The sequence below is a fragment of the Bradyrhizobium sp. BR 10289 genome (genome assembly GCF_019455385.1).
Lineage (GTDB): Bacteria > Pseudomonadota > Alphaproteobacteria > Rhizobiales > Xanthobacteraceae > Bradyrhizobium.
The window spans coordinates 630,951-649,032 of the sequence record NZ_JACOFR010000001.1; the positions used below are offsets into that span (position 1 = coordinate 630,951).

Sequence of the window (18,082 nt, forward strand, 5' to 3'; positions counted from 1 at the left end):
AAGCAGGTTTCGGAAAACGTCCCGGCGGACTTCAAGTTCGGCGTCGTGACGTCGTGGTTGGCTGTCGTTCTAGCTAGTTACGCTGCGGCTTTGAGGCCACGATGTCGTCGGCCTTGACCCATCCGGGCGTGCCGACGGCGAAGCGGGTTTTCGCGCGCGTGGCAAGCTCGCGGGCGGTCTTGTTGTCGCCGCGCAAGGACGCGGCCTGGGCCGATGCGAGATCCGCCTCGGCATAGTCGCCCTTCCGGCCATAGGCCATCGCGAGCTGCATGTAGCCGAGCGCAGCCTCCGGTTCGCGCGCCACCGCGGCCCGGAGAATCCGAACGGCGTCTTCCGTGTAGGCCTTATTATCCGATCCAACCAGAGCCTGCCCAAGTAACATCTCGATGAGGGGCGCGTTGTTGGAAAGCTGAACCGCCTTGCGCAGGGGCGCGATGGCCTCGGCGGGCTTGCCGCCTTCGAGGAGCGCCTGACCGCGCACCTCGTAGAAGTACGGGTTGTTGGGCTGGACGGCGATCAGCGCGTCGATCTGGGCGAGTGCACTGCGCAGATCGCCGTGCAGATAGGTGCTGATGGCGCGGGCATAGCGCGCCGGCAGGCTGTCATTGGTCAGCGGATAGCGGCGGTACACCGTCTCGGGACGCTCCATGAAGGCTGAGATCTTGGCGCGCACCATGTCGTGGCGGAGCTGGAGCGCGGGATCGTCCTTCTTGTCCCAGTAGGGGCTGGCGCTGGCGAACTCCTGAAGCGAGGCGACGCGCTCGGCGGGCATCGGGTGCGACTGGAGGTAAGGATCGGCGCCGCGTGAAGCGAACAGGCTCTCGCTGGTGAAGCGCTTGAAGGTCTCGTACATGCCCTTCGGCGACTGCTGGGTCGCGGTGAGGAATTTCACGCCGGCGCGGTCGGCGTTCTCCTCCTGCTGGCGCTGATAGGACAGCAGCGAGCGGCGGATCATCTCCTGGGGACCTGCGATCGCGGCTGCGCCGGCGTTGGCGAGCCCGTTGTTGCCGGCGCTGCTGCCGCGGGTGCTGCCGGCGGCGATCGCGCCGGCGCCGAGCAGCATCGCGATGATCATCTGGGTCTGGGCGTTCGCGAGTTGCTCGCGCAGCTTGGACAGATGGCCGCCGGCCAGATGCCCGGTTTCGTGCGCGAGCACGCCGATGATCTGGTTCGGCGTTTCCGACTGCAGGATCGCGCCGTAATTGACGAAGATGCGGCGGCCGTCCGCGACGAAGGCGTTGAACGAGGCCTCGTTGACGATCACCATCTGGATGTTCTGCTTCTCCAGACCGGCGACGCGCAGGATCGGGCGGGTGTATTCGCGCAAGAGCTGCTCGGTCTCGGTGTCGCGCAGGACCGGCGGACCCTTGGCCTGCGCATGGGCGGCCGGGACCGGCAGCAGCGCGATCGCCACGGCCGTGACAAGGGCGGTGAGGGCGGAGGCCTTCTTGCGCAATGCGATCTGGAGCGACATCAAATGGTCTTGGTCAAACAGGCCTGGTGAACAGGCTTGGAAGTTTCGTCATAGGTTTTGGCGATTGGCGGCGGACCGGATACGCGATATGCCCTTGTAAGCCGTAGCCCTTATGAGCCGTACAATGCGGCCAGTCTGGGGCGCAAGCGCCCTGTTTTCCGGACCGGACGGCCCGGTTCGCCAGCGAAATAGCAGAAATCGATGCACGACGCGACATTGAGGAACCGGTTGGGCCAGTGGCTCGAGCCCTCCCGCCGCAGCGATGTTCCCCCGTTCATGGTGATGGACGTGATGGCCGCAGCGGCCCGAATCGAGGCGGCGGGCGGCCATGTCATCCACATGGAGGTCGGCCAGCCCGCCACCGGCGCCCCGAAGACCGCGATTGCAGCCGCGCATGCGGCGCTGGACGCAGGGCGGATCGACTACACCTCGGCGCTCGGCATCCCCTCGCTGCGCGCGCGCATCGCGCGGCATTATCGGGACGCTTATGGCTGTGACGTCAGCCCCGACCGGATCGTGGTGACGACGGGCTCGTCCGGCGGCTTCATCCTGGCGTTTCTCTCAATGTTCGAGCCGGGCGACCGCGTCGCCGTGACGGTGCCGGGCTATCCGCCGTACCGTCATATCCTCACCGCGCTCGGCTGCGAGCCGGTACTGATCGAGACCACCAACGACACACGCCACGCGTTGACCGGCGAAGCGCTGCTGGCGGCGCATCGCAAGGCGCCGTTGAAGGGCGTGCTGGTCGGCAGTCCCGCCAATCCGACCGGGACGATGATGTCCCGCGAGGCGCTCGCCGGCCTGATCGCGGCTGCGGAAGATGCCGGCATCCGTTTCATCTCCGACGAGATCTATCACGGGCTTGACTACGCCTTTCCGGCGGTGACGGCGGCAGCGCTGTCGAAGCACGCACTCGTGATCAACTCGTTCTCGAAATATTTCTGCATGACGGGCTGGCGCGTCGGCTGGATGGTGGTGCCTGATATTCTGGTGCGGCCGATCGAGCGGCTGCAGCAGAACCTGTCGATCTCGGTGCCGTCGCTGTCGCAGATTGCGGCCGAAGCCGCCTTCGACGGCGCGGCCGAGATGGAGGAGATCAAGCACGGCTATCAGGAAAACCGGCGCATCCTGATCGAGGGATTGCCGAAAGCTGGCCTTGCCAAGTTTCTGCCGGCCGACGGCGCCTTCTATCTCTATGCCGACGTCTCGGACTTCACTTCCGACAGTTTCGTGTTCGCCAAGCAGATGCTCGAACAGGCCCATGTCGCGGCAACACCGGGGGTCGATTTCGACCCGATCCATGGCCGCTCGTTCATACGATTGTCCTATGCACGCTCGGCTGACGAGATGCGGGAGGCAGTTGACCGGATTGCGCAGTGGCTTAAATAGCCGCCAGTTTTCGACAGAATTCCGGAGTGCAACTTGTCTGACCGTTACGCCCCCAGCGCCGCCTCGCATTCTCCTCTCGCCGCCCTGATGTGGCCGACCCGTCCGGGTGAAGCGGTCGGCGCCTTGCGCGCCGTCGTGCTGGTAACGCTCGGCACCGCGCTGATGACGCTGTCGGCCAAGGTGAACCTGCCGCTGCCCTACGTGCCCATGACGCTGCAGACGCTGGTCGTGCTGATGATCGGTGCGGCCTATGGCTGGCGCCTTGGCAGCGCAACCATGATCGCCTACCTCGCCGAGGGCGCACTTGGCTTGCCGGTGTTTGCCGGCCCGGTCGGTGGAATCGCACCGTTGGTCGGCCCGACCGCCGGCTATCTCTATGGCTTCGTGCTGGCTGCCTGCATCACCGGCTGGCTTGCCGAGCGTGGCTGGGATCGCAATGTGGCGCTGCTGTTCGTGGCAATGGCGGTCGGCCACGTCGTCATTTTCATCGCCGGTTTCGCCTGGCTGGCCTATGGCATCGGCCTTGGCGCGGACAAGGCCTGGCTGGTCGGCGTTGCGCCGTTCATCGCCGCCTCGCTGGTCAAGAACGCGCTGGGCGCGGCGCTGATGCCGGCAGCTCGCCGGATCGTCGATCGCCGCGGGTAAGGCGCGCCATTCCGAGCAGTTCCAATTGACAGGGCCGGCCAAGTTGATCTTGGCTGGCTCTCGCGTGTGAGGGGGAGTGAAACGATGACGACGACAACGATGACGGGTGCGCCGGCAGCGCCGGTCGCAGCCAAGCCGTGGTACAAGGTTCTCTATGTCCAGGTGCTGATCGCGATCGTGCTCGGCGCCATTGTCGGCTGGCTCTGGCCGTCGGTTGCCACCAATGACTGGATCAAGGCGCTCGGCGACGGCTTCATCAAGCTGATCAAGATGGTGATCGCCCCGATCATCTTCTGCACCGTGGTCTCCGGCATCGCCCATATCCAGGACGCCAAGAAGGTCGGCCGCATCGGGGTCAAGGCGCTGGTCTATTTCGAGGTCGTCTCGACCTTTGCGCTGGTGATCGGCCTTCTTGTTGGCAACCTCGTCAGGCCCGGTGCTGGTTTCGGCAGCGCCGCTGCCAACGCGCAGGCGGTTGCCAATTATGCCAAGCAGGCCGAGGGCCAGAAGTCGGTCGATTTCATCCTGCACATCATTCCCGACACCGTGGTCGGCGCCTTCGCGCAAGGTGAGATCCTGCAGGTGCTGCTGTTCTCGGTGCTGTTCGGCTTCGCTATCATGGGCCTCGGCGAGCGCGGCCATGTGATCCGAAGCTTCATCGACGACGCCGCGCATGCGGTGTTCGGCGTGATCTCGATCGTGATGCGCGCCGCGCCGGTCGGTGCGTTCGGTGCGATGGCCTTCACCATCGGCAAGTTCGGCACCGGCGCGATCCTCAATTTGATGGGGCTGATTGCGACGTTCTATTTGACCGCGGCGCTGTTCGTGTTCGTGGTGCTCGGGATCATCGCGCGGCTTGCCGGCTTCTCGATCTTCAAGTTCCTGGCCTACATCAAGGACGAGCTGCTGATCGTGCTCGGCACCTCGTCGTCGGAAAGCGCGCTGCCATCCCTGATGGAGAAGCTCGAGCGTCTCGGCTGCTCCAAATCGGTGGTCGGCCTCGTGGTGCCCACGGGCTATTCGTTCAACCTCGACGGCACAAACATCTACATGACGCTGGCGACGCTGTTCATCGCGCAGGCGCTCGGCTTCGATCTCACCTTTGGCCAGCAGCTGACCATCCTGGTTGTGGCGATGCTGACCTCGAAGGGCGCCTCCGGCATCACCGGCGCGGGCTTCATCACGCTGGCGGCGACGCTGGCCGTGGTCGATCCGCGGCTCGTGCCGGGCATGGCGATCGTGCTCGGCATCGACAAGTTCATGAGCGAGTGCCGCGCGCTGACCAATCTGTGCGGCAACGGCGTCGCCTGCGTGATCGTCGCCTGGTGGGAGGGCGAGCTCGATCGCGACAAGCTCACCCAGCGGCTCAATCAGCAGATCGATCCGACCGACATGGAAACGGCGCTGACGACGGACTGATCATATCAGTTCCGTCATCCTGAGGTGCGAGTGATGGGGCGCTCGGCGCCCCATCAGGAGCCTCGAAGGATGCACGGCCGGGATGCAGCCAGGTGGTGAAAGCCGGGCCGTCGCCCTTCGAGGCTCGCCGAAAAGGCGAGCACCTCAGGGTGACGGGGAAAAATAATAGGGCTGGTCGAGATCCTCGATCAGCCCTTTTTCTTTGGGCTCCCAGCCGAGGGCCGCGCGAGTCTTCGCGCTCGAGGTCGGAACGTCGATGCCGGCAAATCGCGCGAACCAGCCGAAATGCGCCTCGGCCTCGTCCGGGGATTTCGAGACCACGGGTACGCCGAGCCTCTTGCCGATCAACTCCGCGATCGTCTTGAACGGCACGCCTTCCTCCGCGATCGCGTGATAGTGCTTCATGGTTGCGCCTTGCTCCAGCGCGAGACGATAGACGCGCGCGGCATCATGACGGTGCGCGGCCGGCCAACGGTTCATGCCGTCGCCGATGTAGGCGGCAACGCCTTTCTCGCGCGCGATGTTGATCAGGATCGGGACGAAGCCGTGATCGCCTTCGCCGTGCGTCGACGGCGGAAGCCGAACCGCAGCGGCACGGACGCCTGCGAGCGACAGCGCGGTCGATTCCGACACGCGCGGAAAGTGATGCGACGCCACATCGTCCTCGGTCGCGAGGCGGCCAGGCGCGAGCAGGGCGACGCCCGACGTGACGATCAGCGGACGCTCGCTGCCCTTGAGCTCTTCGCCGAGTGCGAGGATGGCGCGGCGGTCGAGCTCGCAATTGTCCAGAAATTTCGAGAAGTCGTGGTTGAAGCCGAGATGCAGCACGCCGTCGGAGGCGGCCGCGCCGCTGCGCAGGGACGCATGATCTTCCAGTGATCCGCGATGGATCTCGGCGCCAAGTGCCGCGAGCGTCGCGGCGCCCGCATCAGAGCGGGCAAGGCCGGTGACGCGATGGCCGGCGGCGATGAGCTCTCGAACCACGGCTGAGCCGACAAAGCCGGTGGCACCGGTGACGAAAACACGCATGAGCATTCTCCAGAGGGGTTGGTGGAGACGACCATCTGCGCTAGGGTTATCCGGGTAAAGTAGTGAAATTATCAGGGTATAATAGCTAACAGCATGAGTCAGACGGCCGCCGATAACCTGCTCGGGATCTATTTGAAGGACCGGCGCACCCGGCTCGATGCCGCCGCGTTCGGCTTCGGCGGCAGCCGCCGGCGCACGCCGGGGCTGCGCCGCGAGGAAGTGGCACAGCGGGCCAATATCAGCCCGACCTGGTACACGTGGCTGGAGCAGGGCCGGGGCGGGGCGCCCTCCGCCGACGTGCTCGACCGGATCGCCCGCGCCTTGATGCTGACCGACGTCGAGCGCGAGCATCTATTCCTGATCGGGCTCGGCCGCCCTCCCGAGGTTCGCTACCAGGCCAGCGAGGGCGTCTCGCCGCGGCTGCAGCGCGTGCTCGATGCACTGGAGACCAGCCCCGCCATCATCAGGACCGTGACCTGGGACGTCGTGGCCTGGAATCGTGCGGCCACGATGGTGCTGACCGACTACTCAAAGCTTCTGCCGGAACGGCGCAACATCCTGCGCCTGATCTTCTGCGAGCCGCACGTGCGGGCCGCGCAATATGATTGGACCAGCGTCGCCCGCTTCGTCGTCGCGGCGTTCCGGGCGGACGTGGTGCGTGCCGGTGCGGTCTCGCATGTCACCGAATTCGTCGACGAACTCTGCCGTATCAGTCCCGACTTTGCGAAGCTGTGGGCTGACAACGACGTCCGCAGCTATGGCGAGGGCGTCAAGCATCTGCGCCACCCCGTGCTCGGGCCGATCGCGTTCGAATATTCGGCCTTCGCCGTCGACGGTCGTCCCGATCTCGGCATGGTGGTCTATAACCCGGCGACGCGAGAGGATGCCCAGCGCATCAAGGCCGCGCTTGCCGAGCACGCCGACTGACGGATTCCGCGACCTCGCACGTTTAACCCCCATCTCGGACGTCGAAGGGATGGGGCATCGTGGGCAATGAGGCTGTGAATCCGACCATGTGGCAGGCCGCGGAGCACTTTGCGGCGGGGCGGCCGAACGAGGCGGATGCGCTCTGCGCGGAGGTGTTGAAGGTCGACCCCGATCACGTGCCGGCGCTGCATCTGGCTGCGGTAGCCGCTTTCGTCACCGAACGCGCGAGCGAGGGCGCCGCGCTGCTCGGCCGGATCTTCGAGATCGATGCCGACCACGCGCCGGCGCTCGTGACGCTCGGCGATGCGCTCGCCGTGAAGGGCGAGCAGGAGGGGGCGGTGGCCGCGTTCCGGCGCGCGCTGGTGCGGCGGCCGGACGATGCCGGCCTGCACAACAAGCTCGGCGTCGCGCTCGGTGAACTCTCGCGCTTCGACGAGGCCGAGGCCGCCTATCGGCGCGCGCTGGCGTTCGATGCGCATCTGACGCGGGCCTGCTTCAACCTCGCCGTCGCGCTCGCCGGGCAGGGGCGGCTCACTGAAGCCGAGGAGGCCTACCGCGCGGTGATTGCGCGCGAGCCGAACTATCGCGGCGTCTGGCTCAACCTCGGCAATGTCCTGGTCGACCAGAAAAGGCTCTGCGAGGCGGAGACCGCCTATCGGCGCGGGCTGGTCGAGGATCCCGATGATCCCGGGCTGCTCTGCAATCTCGGCGCCGTGCTCTATCGGCAAGGCTTGCTCGAAGGAGCCATCGTCCAGTACCGTCGCGCGATCGCGCTCGCGCCTGATAATGCGACGGCGCTGCGCCTGCTCGGTCTCGTCCTGCATGAGGCCGGTCAATTGCTGGAAGCCGCCGCGATCTACCGGCGGTGCTTTGCGCTGGATGCCTCGGATCATGTGATCGCCAGCAATCTCGGCGCCTGTCTCTCCGAGCTCGGCGAGCTCGACGAGGCAATCTCGGCCTGCGAGCACGCGCTGCTGCTGAAGCCTGATCACGCCCCGGCTTGGACCAATCTCGGCATCATCTTCGAGAAGCAGGAGCGCATCGATGAGGCGGTTGCCGCGCATCGCTGTGCGGTGGTGGCCGACCCTGATTATGCCAAGGGCCACGCCAATCTGGCGGTCGCTCTGCGTAATGCCGGGGAGATCGACGAGGCGCTCGCGGTCTCGCATCGCGCCATCGCGCTCGATCCGGAGCAGCCGCTGGCGCAATACAACCACGCCCATTTCCTGCTGATGAACGGCGATCTCGCCGGCGGCTTCGAGGCCTATCGCTGGCGGCGCAAATGCAGGACGCTGTCGGACGGCGATCCCACCTTCACCGAGCCGGAATGGCGGGGCGAGCCGCTTCAGGGACGCACCGTGCTGCTGTTTGCCGAATACGGGCTCGGCGATGCCCTGCATTTCGTGCGCTATGTGCCAATGGTGACGGCCATGGGCGGCAAGACCATCTTGCAGGTGCAGCCCGCGCTCGCCGGGCTGCTGCGGCAGCTGCCTGACGTCACCGTGATCCCGCGCGGCGAGACACTGCCGGCGTTCGATCTGCAACTGCCGCTGATGAGCCTGCCGCGCGTGTTCGGCACCACGCTCGACACCATTCCGGCCGATATTCCTTACCTGCATCCCGATCCGGCAAAGCTGGCCCGCTGGCGTGCGGCGCTTGCGGACGTGACCGCGCTGAAGGTCGGCGTGGTCTGGGCTGGCAACGCCAGGCACAAGGGCGACCGCCAGCGCTCGCTATCGGCTGAGGCGGTACTGCCGCGCCTTGTGATGCCGGGTGTGCAGCTCTATTCCCTGCAAAAGGAGCCGCGGCCCGGGGATGGCGAGGTGCTGGCGGCGCTCGGGACGGACATCATCGATCTGGCACCCGCGCTCGGCGATTTCGCCGACACGGCTGCAGCGGTCGCGGCGCTCGATCTCGTCATCGCCGTCGACACGTCGGTTGCGCATCTTGCCGGCGCACTGGGGCGCCCGGTGTGGATGCTGACGCCTTATGCGCTCGACTGGCGCTGGCTGCGCGATCGCGAGGACAGCCCGTGGTACCCGACCATGCGCCTGTTCCGGCAACGCGCCCCGCGTGAATGGGACGATCCGCTGATGCGGATCTCCGCCGCGCTCGCGGTGCTCGCCGCGAAGGCGGAGAGTTAAAACCGCTCCGGCCGATACGGCGCCGGGTCGATCGACGGCGTCTCGCCGTTCATGATCTCCGCGAGCAGGCGCCCCGTTGCGGGTCCCAGCGTGAAGCCCTGATGGCCGTGGCCAAAATTCATCCAGAGGCCGGGATGGCGCGGGGCGCGGCCGAGCACGGGCAGCATGTCGGGCGTGCAAGGTCGGGTGCCGAACCACGGGTCGGGCTCGGCGCGCTTGCCGAGATCGATCAGTTCGCGGGCGGAGGCTTCGGCGCTGGCGAGCTGGATCGGTGTTGCGAGCGCGTCCGGCCCGGTCAGCTCGGCGCCGGTGGTGATGCGGATGCCCTTGGCCATCGGGCCCATGGCGTAGCCGTTGCCTTTGTCGACCAACGGCAGATCGAGCGAAGCGCCGCCGCTGTAATGCATGTGATAGCCGCGCTTGCGCACCAGTGGGATGCGATAGCCGAACTTGTAGAGCAGATCCGGCGACCACGGCCCCAGCGTGACGACGGCGTTGGCGGCGTCGATGCGGCCCTGGTCGGTGTCGACCGACCAGCCGGTTGCGGTCTGCTGCAGCGACTGCGCATCGCCGAGCACGATCGTGCCACCGAGGCGCTGGAACAGCTCGGCATAGGCAGTCACGAGCGCGCCGGGATCGGACACGGTCCAGGTGTCGAGCCAATGGATCGCGCCGGGGAGATCGTCGCGCAGGATCGGCTCGGCTTTCGTCAGCTCGCTGCCCGACAGCACGCGATAATTCACGCCGAACTCGTGCTTGTCTTCCTCCGCGGCCTTGATCGACTGATCCAGCGCAGCGGCGTCCCGATAGAGCGCCCGGTAGCCGGCGCGGCGGATCAGATTGTCGGCATGGGCTTCGCGAATGAGGATGTCGTGCTCGGGCGTCGCATAGGCGATCAGGCGCGCCCAGCCGACGATCGCCTCACGATGCCGCTTCGGCGCCGAATGCCACCAGTAGCGCAGCAGCGGCTCAATATGGCGATGGAGCGAGGAGAAGCTGTAGCGCACGTCGTTGGTGCGACCGGTCGCGATCTTCAGGAGCGAGGCGAGGTCACGCGGCATCGGATAGGGGCGCACCGCCTCGGCCTGGATCATGCCCGCATTGCCGTAGCTGGTCTCGCGGCCGGGCTCCCTGCGATCGACCAGCGTGACGGCCCAGCCGCGCCGCTGCAGATGCAGCGCCGCACCGACACCGACCATGCCGCCGCCGAGAATGATTGCGCTTTGCATCGGCAGAATTCTCCTGTCAGGCCTGGGTCATTCCCAGGCGAGAAAATCGGGCGCGGCCGACAGCGGCGGCGCAACAGCGAGCCGTGCCAGGTCAGGCACCGGACGGCACAATTGCCGATCGTTCGCGAACGCGGCTTCGATGCTCGCGGCAACCGAGAGCACGATGGCATCGCCACCGCGCGGGCCGACGATCTGGAGGCCGAAGGGCAGGCCGGCTTCATCGCGGCCGAGCGGAATGCTGATCGCGGGGTGGCCGGGAAGCGTGACGGCGTAAGCGAGCGCGAGCCAGTGGAAATAGGATTTGGTCGGCACGCCGTCGATCTCGGCAGGGTAAAGCTCCGACCACGGCCGCGGGCTCAGCGTGATGGTCGGGCTGATCAGCACGTCGCAACCGGCGAAGAAGGTCTGCCAGGCGCGGTAGATCCGCGTCTGCGTCGTGGACGCGCGGGCCTGGTCCTCAAGCGAATAGGACAGGCCTTCCTCGACATTGGCGCGGACGTTGGGGCCGAGCATCTCGGGACGCTCTTTGTAGTTCTTGCCGTGCGTCGCCAGGAACATGCCGGCGCGCAGCACGGCGAAGGCATCGTCCGCGCCGGTGCAGTCGGGCGAGGCCTCGCGGCTGTCTGCGAATAGCGGCGCGAGCTTGTTCACGCGATTGCGGAACACGCGGCGGATCGCCTGCTCGGTCGGCGCGAAGCCGAAATCTTCGGTGAAAGCCAGACGCAGCTTGCCGAGCTCTGCGGGGTGCGGGTTCGCCCAGCGCTCGGCGCGGCCACGCACGGGCTCGCCGGGCAGGGTGTAGGCGAGGGGATCGCGGGCATCGTCGCTCGCCATCACCGAGAGCATCAGTGCGGCATCAGTGACATTGCGCGCCATCGGCCCGTCGGTCGACAGGTTCGACCAGCCGAAGATGCGCTTCTCGCTGGGCACGAGGCCGTAAGAGGGACGCATGCCGACGACGCCGGAGAAGCCGGCGGGATTGCGCAAGGAGCCGCCGGTGTCGGAGCCCGAGGCGAGCGGGGCCATGCCGCAGGCGAGCGCGACCGCCGAGCCGCCAGAGGAGCCGGCGGCCGAGCGCATGGGATCGAACGGATTGCCGGTGGCACCGAACACGGGGTTGCGGGTGTTGCCGCCGGCCGCCCATTCCGGCGTGTTGGTCTTGCCGAAGATGACGGCGCCGGCCGCGCGTAAGCGCGCGACCGAACCCTGGTCCGCGGCCGGAACGTTGTCGCGCAGGATGGGGCTGCCATAGGTGGAGCGCATCCCGGCGGTGTCCTGGGTGTCCTTGATGAGGACCGGAAGCCCGTGCAGCGCGCCGCGATCCTCGCCGCGCAGGATGGCTGCTTCGGCGGCGTTTGCCGCGGCGCGCGCGCCCGGCTCGTCCAGCGTGACGACGGCGTTGACGGCAGGATTAACGGCAGCGATCCGGGACAGGCAGGCGTCCAGCAGCTCGACAGGCGAGATCGCCTTGGTGGCTAGCAGGCGGCGTAGCTCAACGGCGCTGGAATCGCACAGGTCGGACAAGGCCCCATCCCTTTCAGAATATGAAAACGATTTAGCATATCGGAAAGTGAGGAACACGCACCAATAATCGTCAAATCGGAGCATTTCGTGCATAAATGCTGCTCGATTGCCTGTCCGCTGGTCTGGTGGGTTCCATCCGATCGATTTAGCCCGAAAAGATTAGATCGATAGGCCAACAAATTTTCAGGCGCCGTGATAACATTGCTCCATGAGCGAGACCACGACGCCCGAAGGGGCCAATTCGCAGCTCGGTCAATGCCTCAAGGCGGCCCGGCAGGCCCGCGGCCTGACGCTCAAGCAGGTGGCCGAGCGGACCGGCATGGCGCTCTCGACCCTGTCGAAGGTCGAGAACGGCCTGATGTCACTGACCTATGACAAGCTGGTCCAGCTCACCTCGGGTCTGAAGATGGAGATCGCCGAGCTGTTCAATCCGGCGGTCGCGGCGCCAGCGCAGGGGCGGCCGGTCACGGCGCGGCGGAGCATCAGCAGGGCGGGGCAGGGTCAGCTCGTCAACACGAAATTCTACACCTACACCTACCAATGCACCGACCTGATCGGCAAACGCATGGTGCCGATCATGGCAGAGGTCCGCGCGCGGTCGCTGGAGGAATTCGGTCCGCTGCTGCGCCATGGCGGCGAGGAGTATTTCCTGGTGACGAGCGGCCGCGTCGCCGTCCACACCGAGTTCTACGCGCCGGAGATCCTGGAGGTCGGCGACGGCATCTATCTCGACAGCACGATGGGCCATGCCTACCTCAACGCGGGCGAGGGACCTTCCGCAACAGGCGTCTGCCTCTGCACCAGCGAGGCGCCCGATCTCTACGACCAGCTTCGCCAGATCACCGCGCGAGAGGTCGCGCGGGATGACGAACTGCCGTCGTAGCGCTCAAGCAGGTTCTGAAACGAAAAACGCCCGGCCAGGCCGGGCGTTTTTGATTTGTGTCCGGCTTACTCGCCGCCGCCGCCGAAGCGCCGCGACCACCAGCCGGCGCGGCGCGGCGCAGGTGGCGTTTCGGTCACAGCTTCCGGTGCGGGCTCGGGGGCCGTTGCGGGCGGAGCGACGGGCTCGGCCGCCTGCGCGACCGGCGCTGTGGGCTCGCTCGCGCTGCTCGACAGGAAGCTCACCTTTTCCCGGACCGTGGAGCGGCGTCGTGCGGCCTTGTCGTCGGCGGGCTCTTCTGATGTGGCCAAGGGAGCTGCAGAGGGAGCTGCAGAGGGAGCTGGCTCCGGCTGGGCCGGCGCTTCGAAGCGCAGCTCAGGCCCGGTGACCTGTTGCGTGACCTGCGGCTCGGCGGTGTGTTCGGCCTGCGCGATCGAGGGCGCCGCCTCGCCGGTGGCGCCGTCGAAATCGGCAACCGCATCGGTTGCTTCCGGCGGCGTATGGGCCGCAAGCTCGTCGCCGATGGATCCGGCAAGACCTTCCTCGCCATTGCCACGACGGCGGCGTCCACCGCGACGACCGCGGCGGCGACGGCGATCACCGCTGCCCTGCTGCTCGCCACGGGCGGCCTGTTCCTCGCCTTCCTCGCCATCCTGCTCGGTGTCGGAATCCTCTTCGCCTTCACCGGCCGCAACAGCCGCCTCGGGAAGGGTCGGAGCGGTATCCTCACGCAATTCACCGTCGCGCTGGCCACCGCGGCCGCGCCGGCGACGGCGACGCCTGCGGCGCTGGCCGTCCTGCTCGGGCGTGGCATCGCCTGACGCCTGTTCTTCGGTGAGACCTTCGGTCTCCTCGGTCTCGACCTCGGACTCCAGCTCCGGATCGAACTCGTCGTCGTCATAGGTCTCTTCGGCGAGCGGCGGCGGATTCGCCGCCACCTGTGCCGCCAGCAACGCCTTGGCGGCTTCGAGCGTGTGCACCTGCTCGCCGCGGTCGATCACGTAGGCCTGGGGGCCGTTGACGCTGGGATCGGCGATGACCGACAGCGTGACATGAAAGCCGTTCTCGAGATCGCGCAGATGGCCGCGCTTGTGGTTCAGCACATAGAGCGCGACGTCGGTGCGGGTGCGGACTACGAGATTGTGGGTCGCGCCCTTCATCAGGATCTCTTCAAGGCCGCGCAAGAGCTGCAGCGCCACCGAGGACACCGACCGGACATGACCGGTGCCGCCGCAATGCGGGCAGGGATCGGTCGAAGATTCGAGCACGCTGGCGCGGATGCGCTGGCGCGACATTTCCAGCAGGCCGAAATGCGAGATGCGGCCGACCTGGATGCGCGCGCGATCCTGCCTGAGGCAATCCGACAGCTTGCGCTCGACCGCACGGTTGTTGCGCTTCTCGTCCATGTCGATGAAGTCGATGACGATCAGGCCGGCGAGGTCGCGCAGGCGAAGCTGGCGGGCGACCTCTTCGGCCGCTTCCAGATTGGTCTTGAGCGCGGTGTCCTCGATATGGTGCTCGCGGGTCGATCGTCCCGAGTTGACGTCGATCGAGACCAGCGCCTCGGTCTGGTTGATCACGATGTAGCCGCCGGAGCGCAACTGCACGGTCGGCGAGAACATCGCATCGAGCTGGCTCTCGACGCCCATGCGCGAGAACAGCGGCTGGCCGTCGCGATACTGCTTCACCGCGCTGACATTGGCGGGCATCAGCATCTTCATGAAATCGCGCGCTTCGCGATAGCCGGCTTCGCCGGCCACCTGGATCTCGTCGATCTCCTTGTTGTAGAGGTCGCGCAGCGAGCGCTTGATCAGCGAGCCTTCCTCGTAGACGAGGGTCGGGGCCTGCGACTTCAGCGTCAGGTCGCGCACCGTCTCCCACATCCGGATCAGATATTCGAAGTCGCGCTTGATCTCGGGCTTGGTGCGGGCGGCGCCCGCGGTGCGCAGGATGATGCCCATGCCCTCGGGCACGTCGAGATCCTGCACCACTTCCTTCAGGCGCGAACGATCCTGGGCCGAGGTGATCTTGCGGCTGATGCCGCCGCCGCGGGCGGTGTTCGGCATCAACACGGCATAGCGGCCGGCGAGCGACAGATAGGTCGTGAGCGCAGCGCCCTTGTTGCCGCGCTCTTCCTTGACGACCTGCACCAGCATCACCTGGCGGCGCTTGATGACTTCCTGGATCTTGTACTGACGGCGCGGGCGGAAGGTGCGCTCCGGCACTTCCTCGAGCACGTCGTCGCCGCCGACGGATTCGACGACTTCCTCTTCGGCTTCTTCCTCGCCGTCCTCGTCCTCGTCGTCGTCCTCACCGGCTGCTTCGGCGGCCTCGGCGTGCGGCGCATCAGCGCTCTCGCCATAGACGACATCGGCCGGCTCGACGGCTGATGTCACGGCCTCGGCCAGAGCCTCGGCATGGGCTTCGGCGGGCGCGGCCTCAACCGGCGCGGCATCGGCAGCGACTTCGGCCGCAACAGCGGGCTCGGCACCGACGGCTGCGACAGGCGCAGGCGTCTCTTCGGCATGATAATGGTCATGGTCATGATGATCGTGCGCGACGTCATGGCCGTGATCGTCATGATCGTGGTGATGATCGTCGTGACCATGATCGTCATGGCCATGATCGTCGTGATCGTGCTCGTGGTGATCATGACCTTCGTGCTCGCCATGCTCGGTATCGGCGTGCAGGTGCTCACCTTCGTGCGGGGCGCCTTCAATGTGCTGGGGCAGCGGCGCGCCCTCGACCGGCTGGGCTGCGGGATCACTGCCCGCGTCAAGACCCTCGACGATGTCGCTGCGTACGCGCTCGCCATGACCCTTGCGGCGGGCATTCCGGTGGCGCGAGCGGCGACGACCGTGGGAGCGGTTCTCGCTCTCTTCCTCGGCTTCGCGATGGGCCTGTTCCTCGGCCTCGATCAGCGCCTGCCGGTCGGCGACCGGGATCTGGTAGTAGTCGGGATGGATTTCGCTGAAGGCGAGGAAGCCGTGGCGGTTGCCGCCATATTCGACGAAAGCGGCCTGGAGCGAGGGTTCGACCCTGGTGACCTTGGCGAGGTAGATGTTCCCGCGCAGTTGCTTGCGTTGCGCGGTCTCGAAATCAAACTCTTCGACGCGATTGCCGCGGACCACGACGACCCGGGTCTCTTCCGGGTGGGTGGCATCGATCAACATCTTGTTGGGCATGTCTTGACTCTTGGCGGCGGCGGGCGCGATCGACCGAGGGCGCAATCTGCGCTGCCGGGTGACGCGACGGTCCACCTGATTCGGGGGTGAGGGGAAGGCCGAAACGCCGTCTCTCGCGCCTTGCCGAACCGGAAGCTTCAGGACCATGGCGGCGCGCGGGATTGTCACTCCGCAGCGTCGCGAATGGTCCTTCAGAATTCGTCGGCACAGTCTGGCGCATCAAGCGTCGGCCCGTATGAAACATTGGGCGGCGGGGCCGCCCCTCAATCAGTTGCTGCTGGCCAGGCATGGCGCGAGCGCGCTCGCCTTGGGGGATCACGAACCGCCCCCTTGGGATCAAGGGGCCGGGTAATGGGTTACGCCGCTGTCAGAACCGTCCCTGATACGTGAGTGGTATCGAGAGACCGTCCCACCGCCGGGGCTCGACCCGCTCCGCCTCGCTGCCGCGCACCGCGCTGGCCTTAGAGGGGAACGGAAAACGCTGGAATTCCCAAAACTTGGGCGTTCCGGCGCTGCACCGGGAGGCTGAATGCGACACAACCGGAAATATCGGCCGTCAGCATTCCGTACATACGAGGAATGGGCCATCCGTGCAAGGGAGCGTCGCACGGCGGTCACAGTCAGCGAGTTTCGCGTATCCGTCATTAAGCATCGATTAACCCTGTGGTTCTATTGCGTTAAAAAAAGCTGCTCGGAGGCACGGAATCGGTGGCGAGCCGCATAAATCATCGCATTTTGGTTGGGTGCGCGTTGTTGTGCGCCGCAGCGGTGGCGTGCACTGATTCATGGCATCTGAGTGCCGCCGAAAGTCAGCCGCAACCCGCTGTTGCGGTGACGAATTTTCCAACCGCCTCGGGGGCGCGTCTTGCCGGCGACGGCAAGCAGACCCGCTTCATCCTCGATATCGACCAGACCATCAGCTTCCGCGCCGTGACGCTTGCCGACCCCTACAGGGTCGTGGTGGACGTCCCGCAGCTCAATTTTCAGCTGCCCTCGGGCACCGGGTCCGGTGGGCGGGGCCTGGTCAAGGCGTTCCGCTACGGCCTCGTCATGCCGGGCGGCTCGCGAATCGTGTTCGACCTGACCGGTCCGGCCAAGATCGCCAATTCCTACGTGCTGGAGGCCGCCAACGGCCAGCCGGCCCGGCTGGTGCTCGAGCTGGAGGAGGTCGACCGCGCCGCCTTCGTGCAATCGCTGGCTCCGGAAAACCGCCCCGAACTGAGGCCCGCAGTCGCCGACGCGCCGCCCGCGACGGTCCCCGCCGCGGCAGTGCCGGAGGCGCCGCAGCAGAAGGCCGATGGCCGCCCGGTGGTGGTGATCGATCCCGGGCATGGCGGCATCGACAACGGCACGCAGTCGAGCGGCGAGAGCGAGAAAAACCTGGTGCTGGCCTTTGGTCTCGCGCTGCGCGACCGGCTGGAAAAGGCCGGCAAGTACCGCGTGGTGATGACGCGGGACGACGACACCTTCATCCCGCTCAACGACCGGACCAAGATCGCGCGCAACCTGAAGGCCGCGCTATTCGTCTCGATCCATGCCGATGCGCTGCCGAAGACCGAGGGGGACGCGCAGGGAGCCACGATCTACACGCTCTCCGACAAGGCTTCCGACGCCGAGGCCCAGCGTCTGGCGGACGCCGAAAACCGCGCGGACGCGATTGCCGGCTTCAATCTGGCGGAAGAGCCGACCGACGTCGCCGACATCCTGATCGACCTGACGCAGCGGGAAACCCGCACCTTTTCAAATCGTTTTGCCCATCTTCTGATGGGCGAAATGAAGTCGACCGTGCGGATGCACAAGCATCCCCTGAAGTCAGCCGGTTTCCGGGTGCTGAAGGCCCCTGACGTGCCCTCGGTGCTGGTCGAGATCGGCTATGTCTCCAACAAGGGCGATCTGGAACATCTGATTTCGGAGGGCTGGCGCGCCAAGGCCGTGGGCTCGATGGCGCAGGCCATCGACGGGTTCCTGGCCAAGCGGCTGGCCACCGCGGGACAGGCGAATTGAAGGAATTGAAGAAGGGTTTTTCCGCCCCGCCGCAAAGGCCCTAGTTTGGCCACAGCGGACGATTTATAAAAACACCGCAGGGGGTTCCGGAATCGATGAGAATCCCGCTCGGCGAGCGTCCTGTGGCCCGGCCCTGATGTGATTGCGTAGGCCGGTGAATTCGTGACGTGAGGTTGGCACCAGTTGTGGCTGCGATTTCGGTGCCTTGAGGCTGATCTTGGGGCTGATACTGG

General features: G+C 66.2%; 12 protein-coding genes. 7 read left to right on the plus strand and 5 right to left on the minus strand.

What is annotated here, in order from left to right:
• Positions 1-73: 73 nt before the first annotated feature.
• On the minus strand, positions 74-1,474 hold the full coding sequence (locus HYH08_RS03260) for a M48 family metalloprotease (RefSeq protein ID WP_220008288.1): 1,401 nt from the start codon (positions 1,472-1,474) through the stop codon (positions 74-76).
• Positions 1,475-1,675: 201 nt separating this feature from the next.
• Between HYH08_RS03260 and HYH08_RS03265 the strand changes: the two genes are divergently transcribed.
• From HYH08_RS03265 to HYH08_RS03275, 3 genes are all read left to right on the plus strand, one after another.
• Positions 1,676-2,863 (plus strand): pyridoxal phosphate-dependent aminotransferase, encoded by a 1,188-nt coding sequence (locus HYH08_RS03265; RefSeq protein WP_220008289.1) that lies wholly within the window; start codon positions 1,676-1,678, stop codon positions 2,861-2,863.
• Between the two features lie 87 nt (positions 2,864-2,950).
• Entirely contained in the window at positions 2,951-3,508 is a 558-nt protein-coding gene (locus tag HYH08_RS03270) for a biotin transporter BioY (RefSeq protein ID WP_220008354.1), read from the plus strand.
• 84 nt (positions 3,509-3,592) lie between these two features.
• Positions 3,593-4,927 (plus strand): dicarboxylate/amino acid:cation symporter, encoded by a 1,335-nt coding sequence (locus HYH08_RS03275; protein WP_220008290.1) that lies wholly within the window; start codon positions 3,593-3,595, stop codon positions 4,925-4,927.
• A gap of 144 nt (positions 4,928-5,071) precedes the next feature.
• Here HYH08_RS03275 and HYH08_RS03280 read toward each other — a convergent pair whose 3' ends face one another.
• Entirely contained in the window at positions 5,072-5,956 is an 885-nt protein-coding gene (locus tag HYH08_RS03280) for an SDR family oxidoreductase (protein ID WP_220008291.1), read from the minus strand.
• A 93-nt stretch (positions 5,957-6,049) separates the two neighbouring features.
• Between HYH08_RS03280 and HYH08_RS03285 the strand changes: the two genes are divergently transcribed.
• Positions 6,050-6,883, plus strand: a complete 834-nt coding sequence (locus HYH08_RS03285; protein ID WP_220008292.1) for a helix-turn-helix transcriptional regulator — start codon at positions 6,050-6,052, stop codon at positions 6,881-6,883.
• A gap of 86 nt (positions 6,884-6,969) precedes the next feature.
• Complete coding sequence (locus tag HYH08_RS03290) at positions 6,970-9,027, plus strand: tetratricopeptide repeat protein (protein WP_220008355.1); 2,058 nt, start codon at positions 6,970-6,972, stop codon at positions 9,025-9,027.
• Here the strand turns inward: HYH08_RS03290 and HYH08_RS03295 are convergent.
• Together HYH08_RS03295 and HYH08_RS03300 are read right to left on the minus strand one after the other, a co-directional pair.
• Entirely contained in the window at positions 9,024-10,256 is a 1,233-nt protein-coding gene (locus HYH08_RS03295) for an NAD(P)/FAD-dependent oxidoreductase (RefSeq protein WP_220008293.1), read from the minus strand. The two genes, HYH08_RS03290 and HYH08_RS03295, sit on opposite strands and share 4 nt — an antisense overlap.
• A gap of 27 nt (positions 10,257-10,283) precedes the next feature.
• Complete coding sequence (locus tag HYH08_RS03300) at positions 10,284-11,780, minus strand: amidase (protein WP_220008294.1); 1,497 nt, start codon at positions 11,778-11,780, stop codon at positions 10,284-10,286.
• A gap of 208 nt (positions 11,781-11,988) precedes the next feature.
• Between HYH08_RS03300 and HYH08_RS03305 the strand changes: the two genes are divergently transcribed.
• Complete coding sequence (locus HYH08_RS03305; protein ID WP_220008295.1) at positions 11,989-12,663, plus strand: helix-turn-helix domain-containing protein; 675 nt, start codon at positions 11,989-11,991, stop codon at positions 12,661-12,663.
• A gap of 65 nt (positions 12,664-12,728) precedes the next feature.
• On the opposite strand, the gene HYH08_RS03310 is transcribed toward HYH08_RS03305, so the two are convergent.
• Entirely contained in the window at positions 12,729-15,845 is a 3,117-nt protein-coding gene (locus tag HYH08_RS03310) for an Rne/Rng family ribonuclease (protein WP_220008296.1), read from the minus strand.
• Positions 15,846-16,553: 708 nt separating this feature from the next.
• On the opposite strand from HYH08_RS03310, the gene HYH08_RS03315 reads away from it, so the two are divergent.
• The gene (locus HYH08_RS03315; RefSeq protein ID WP_220008297.1) at positions 16,554-17,849 is read left to right on the plus strand and encodes an N-acetylmuramoyl-L-alanine amidase; all 1,296 of its coding nucleotides are present in this window, start codon (positions 16,554-16,556) and stop codon (positions 17,847-17,849) included.
• Positions 17,850-18,082 lie beyond the last annotated feature (233 nt).

Coding starts and splice junctions, on each gene's coding strand:
- HYH08_RS03260 (WP_220008288.1), bottom strand. CDS start 1,474: ATGTCGCTCCAGATCGCATTGCGCAAGAAGGCCTCCGCCCTCACCGCC.
- HYH08_RS03285 (WP_220008292.1), top strand. CDS start 6,050: ATGAGTCAGACGGCCGCCGATAACCTGCTCGGGATCTATTTGAAGGAC.
- HYH08_RS03265 (WP_220008289.1), top strand. CDS start 1,676: ATGCACGACGCGACATTGAGGAACCGGTTGGGCCAGTGGCTCGAGCCC.
- HYH08_RS03270 (WP_220008354.1), top strand. CDS start 2,951: ATGTGGCCGACCCGTCCGGGTGAAGCGGTCGGCGCCTTGCGCGCCGTC.
- HYH08_RS03295 (WP_220008293.1), bottom strand. CDS start 10,256: ATGCAAAGCGCAATCATTCTCGGCGGCGGCATGGTCGGTGTCGGTGCG.
- HYH08_RS03305 (WP_220008295.1), top strand. CDS start 11,989: ATGAGCGAGACCACGACGCCCGAAGGGGCCAATTCGCAGCTCGGTCAA.
- HYH08_RS03290 (WP_220008355.1), top strand. CDS start 6,970: ATGTGGCAGGCCGCGGAGCACTTTGCGGCGGGGCGGCCGAACGAGGCG.
- HYH08_RS03310 (WP_220008296.1), bottom strand. CDS start 15,845: ATGCCCAACAAGATGTTGATCGATGCCACCCACCCGGAAGAGACCCGG.
- HYH08_RS03275 (WP_220008290.1), top strand. CDS start 3,593: ATGACGACGACAACGATGACGGGTGCGCCGGCAGCGCCGGTCGCAGCC.
- HYH08_RS03280 (WP_220008291.1), bottom strand. CDS start 5,956: ATGCGTGTTTTCGTCACCGGTGCCACCGGCTTTGTCGGCTCAGCCGTG.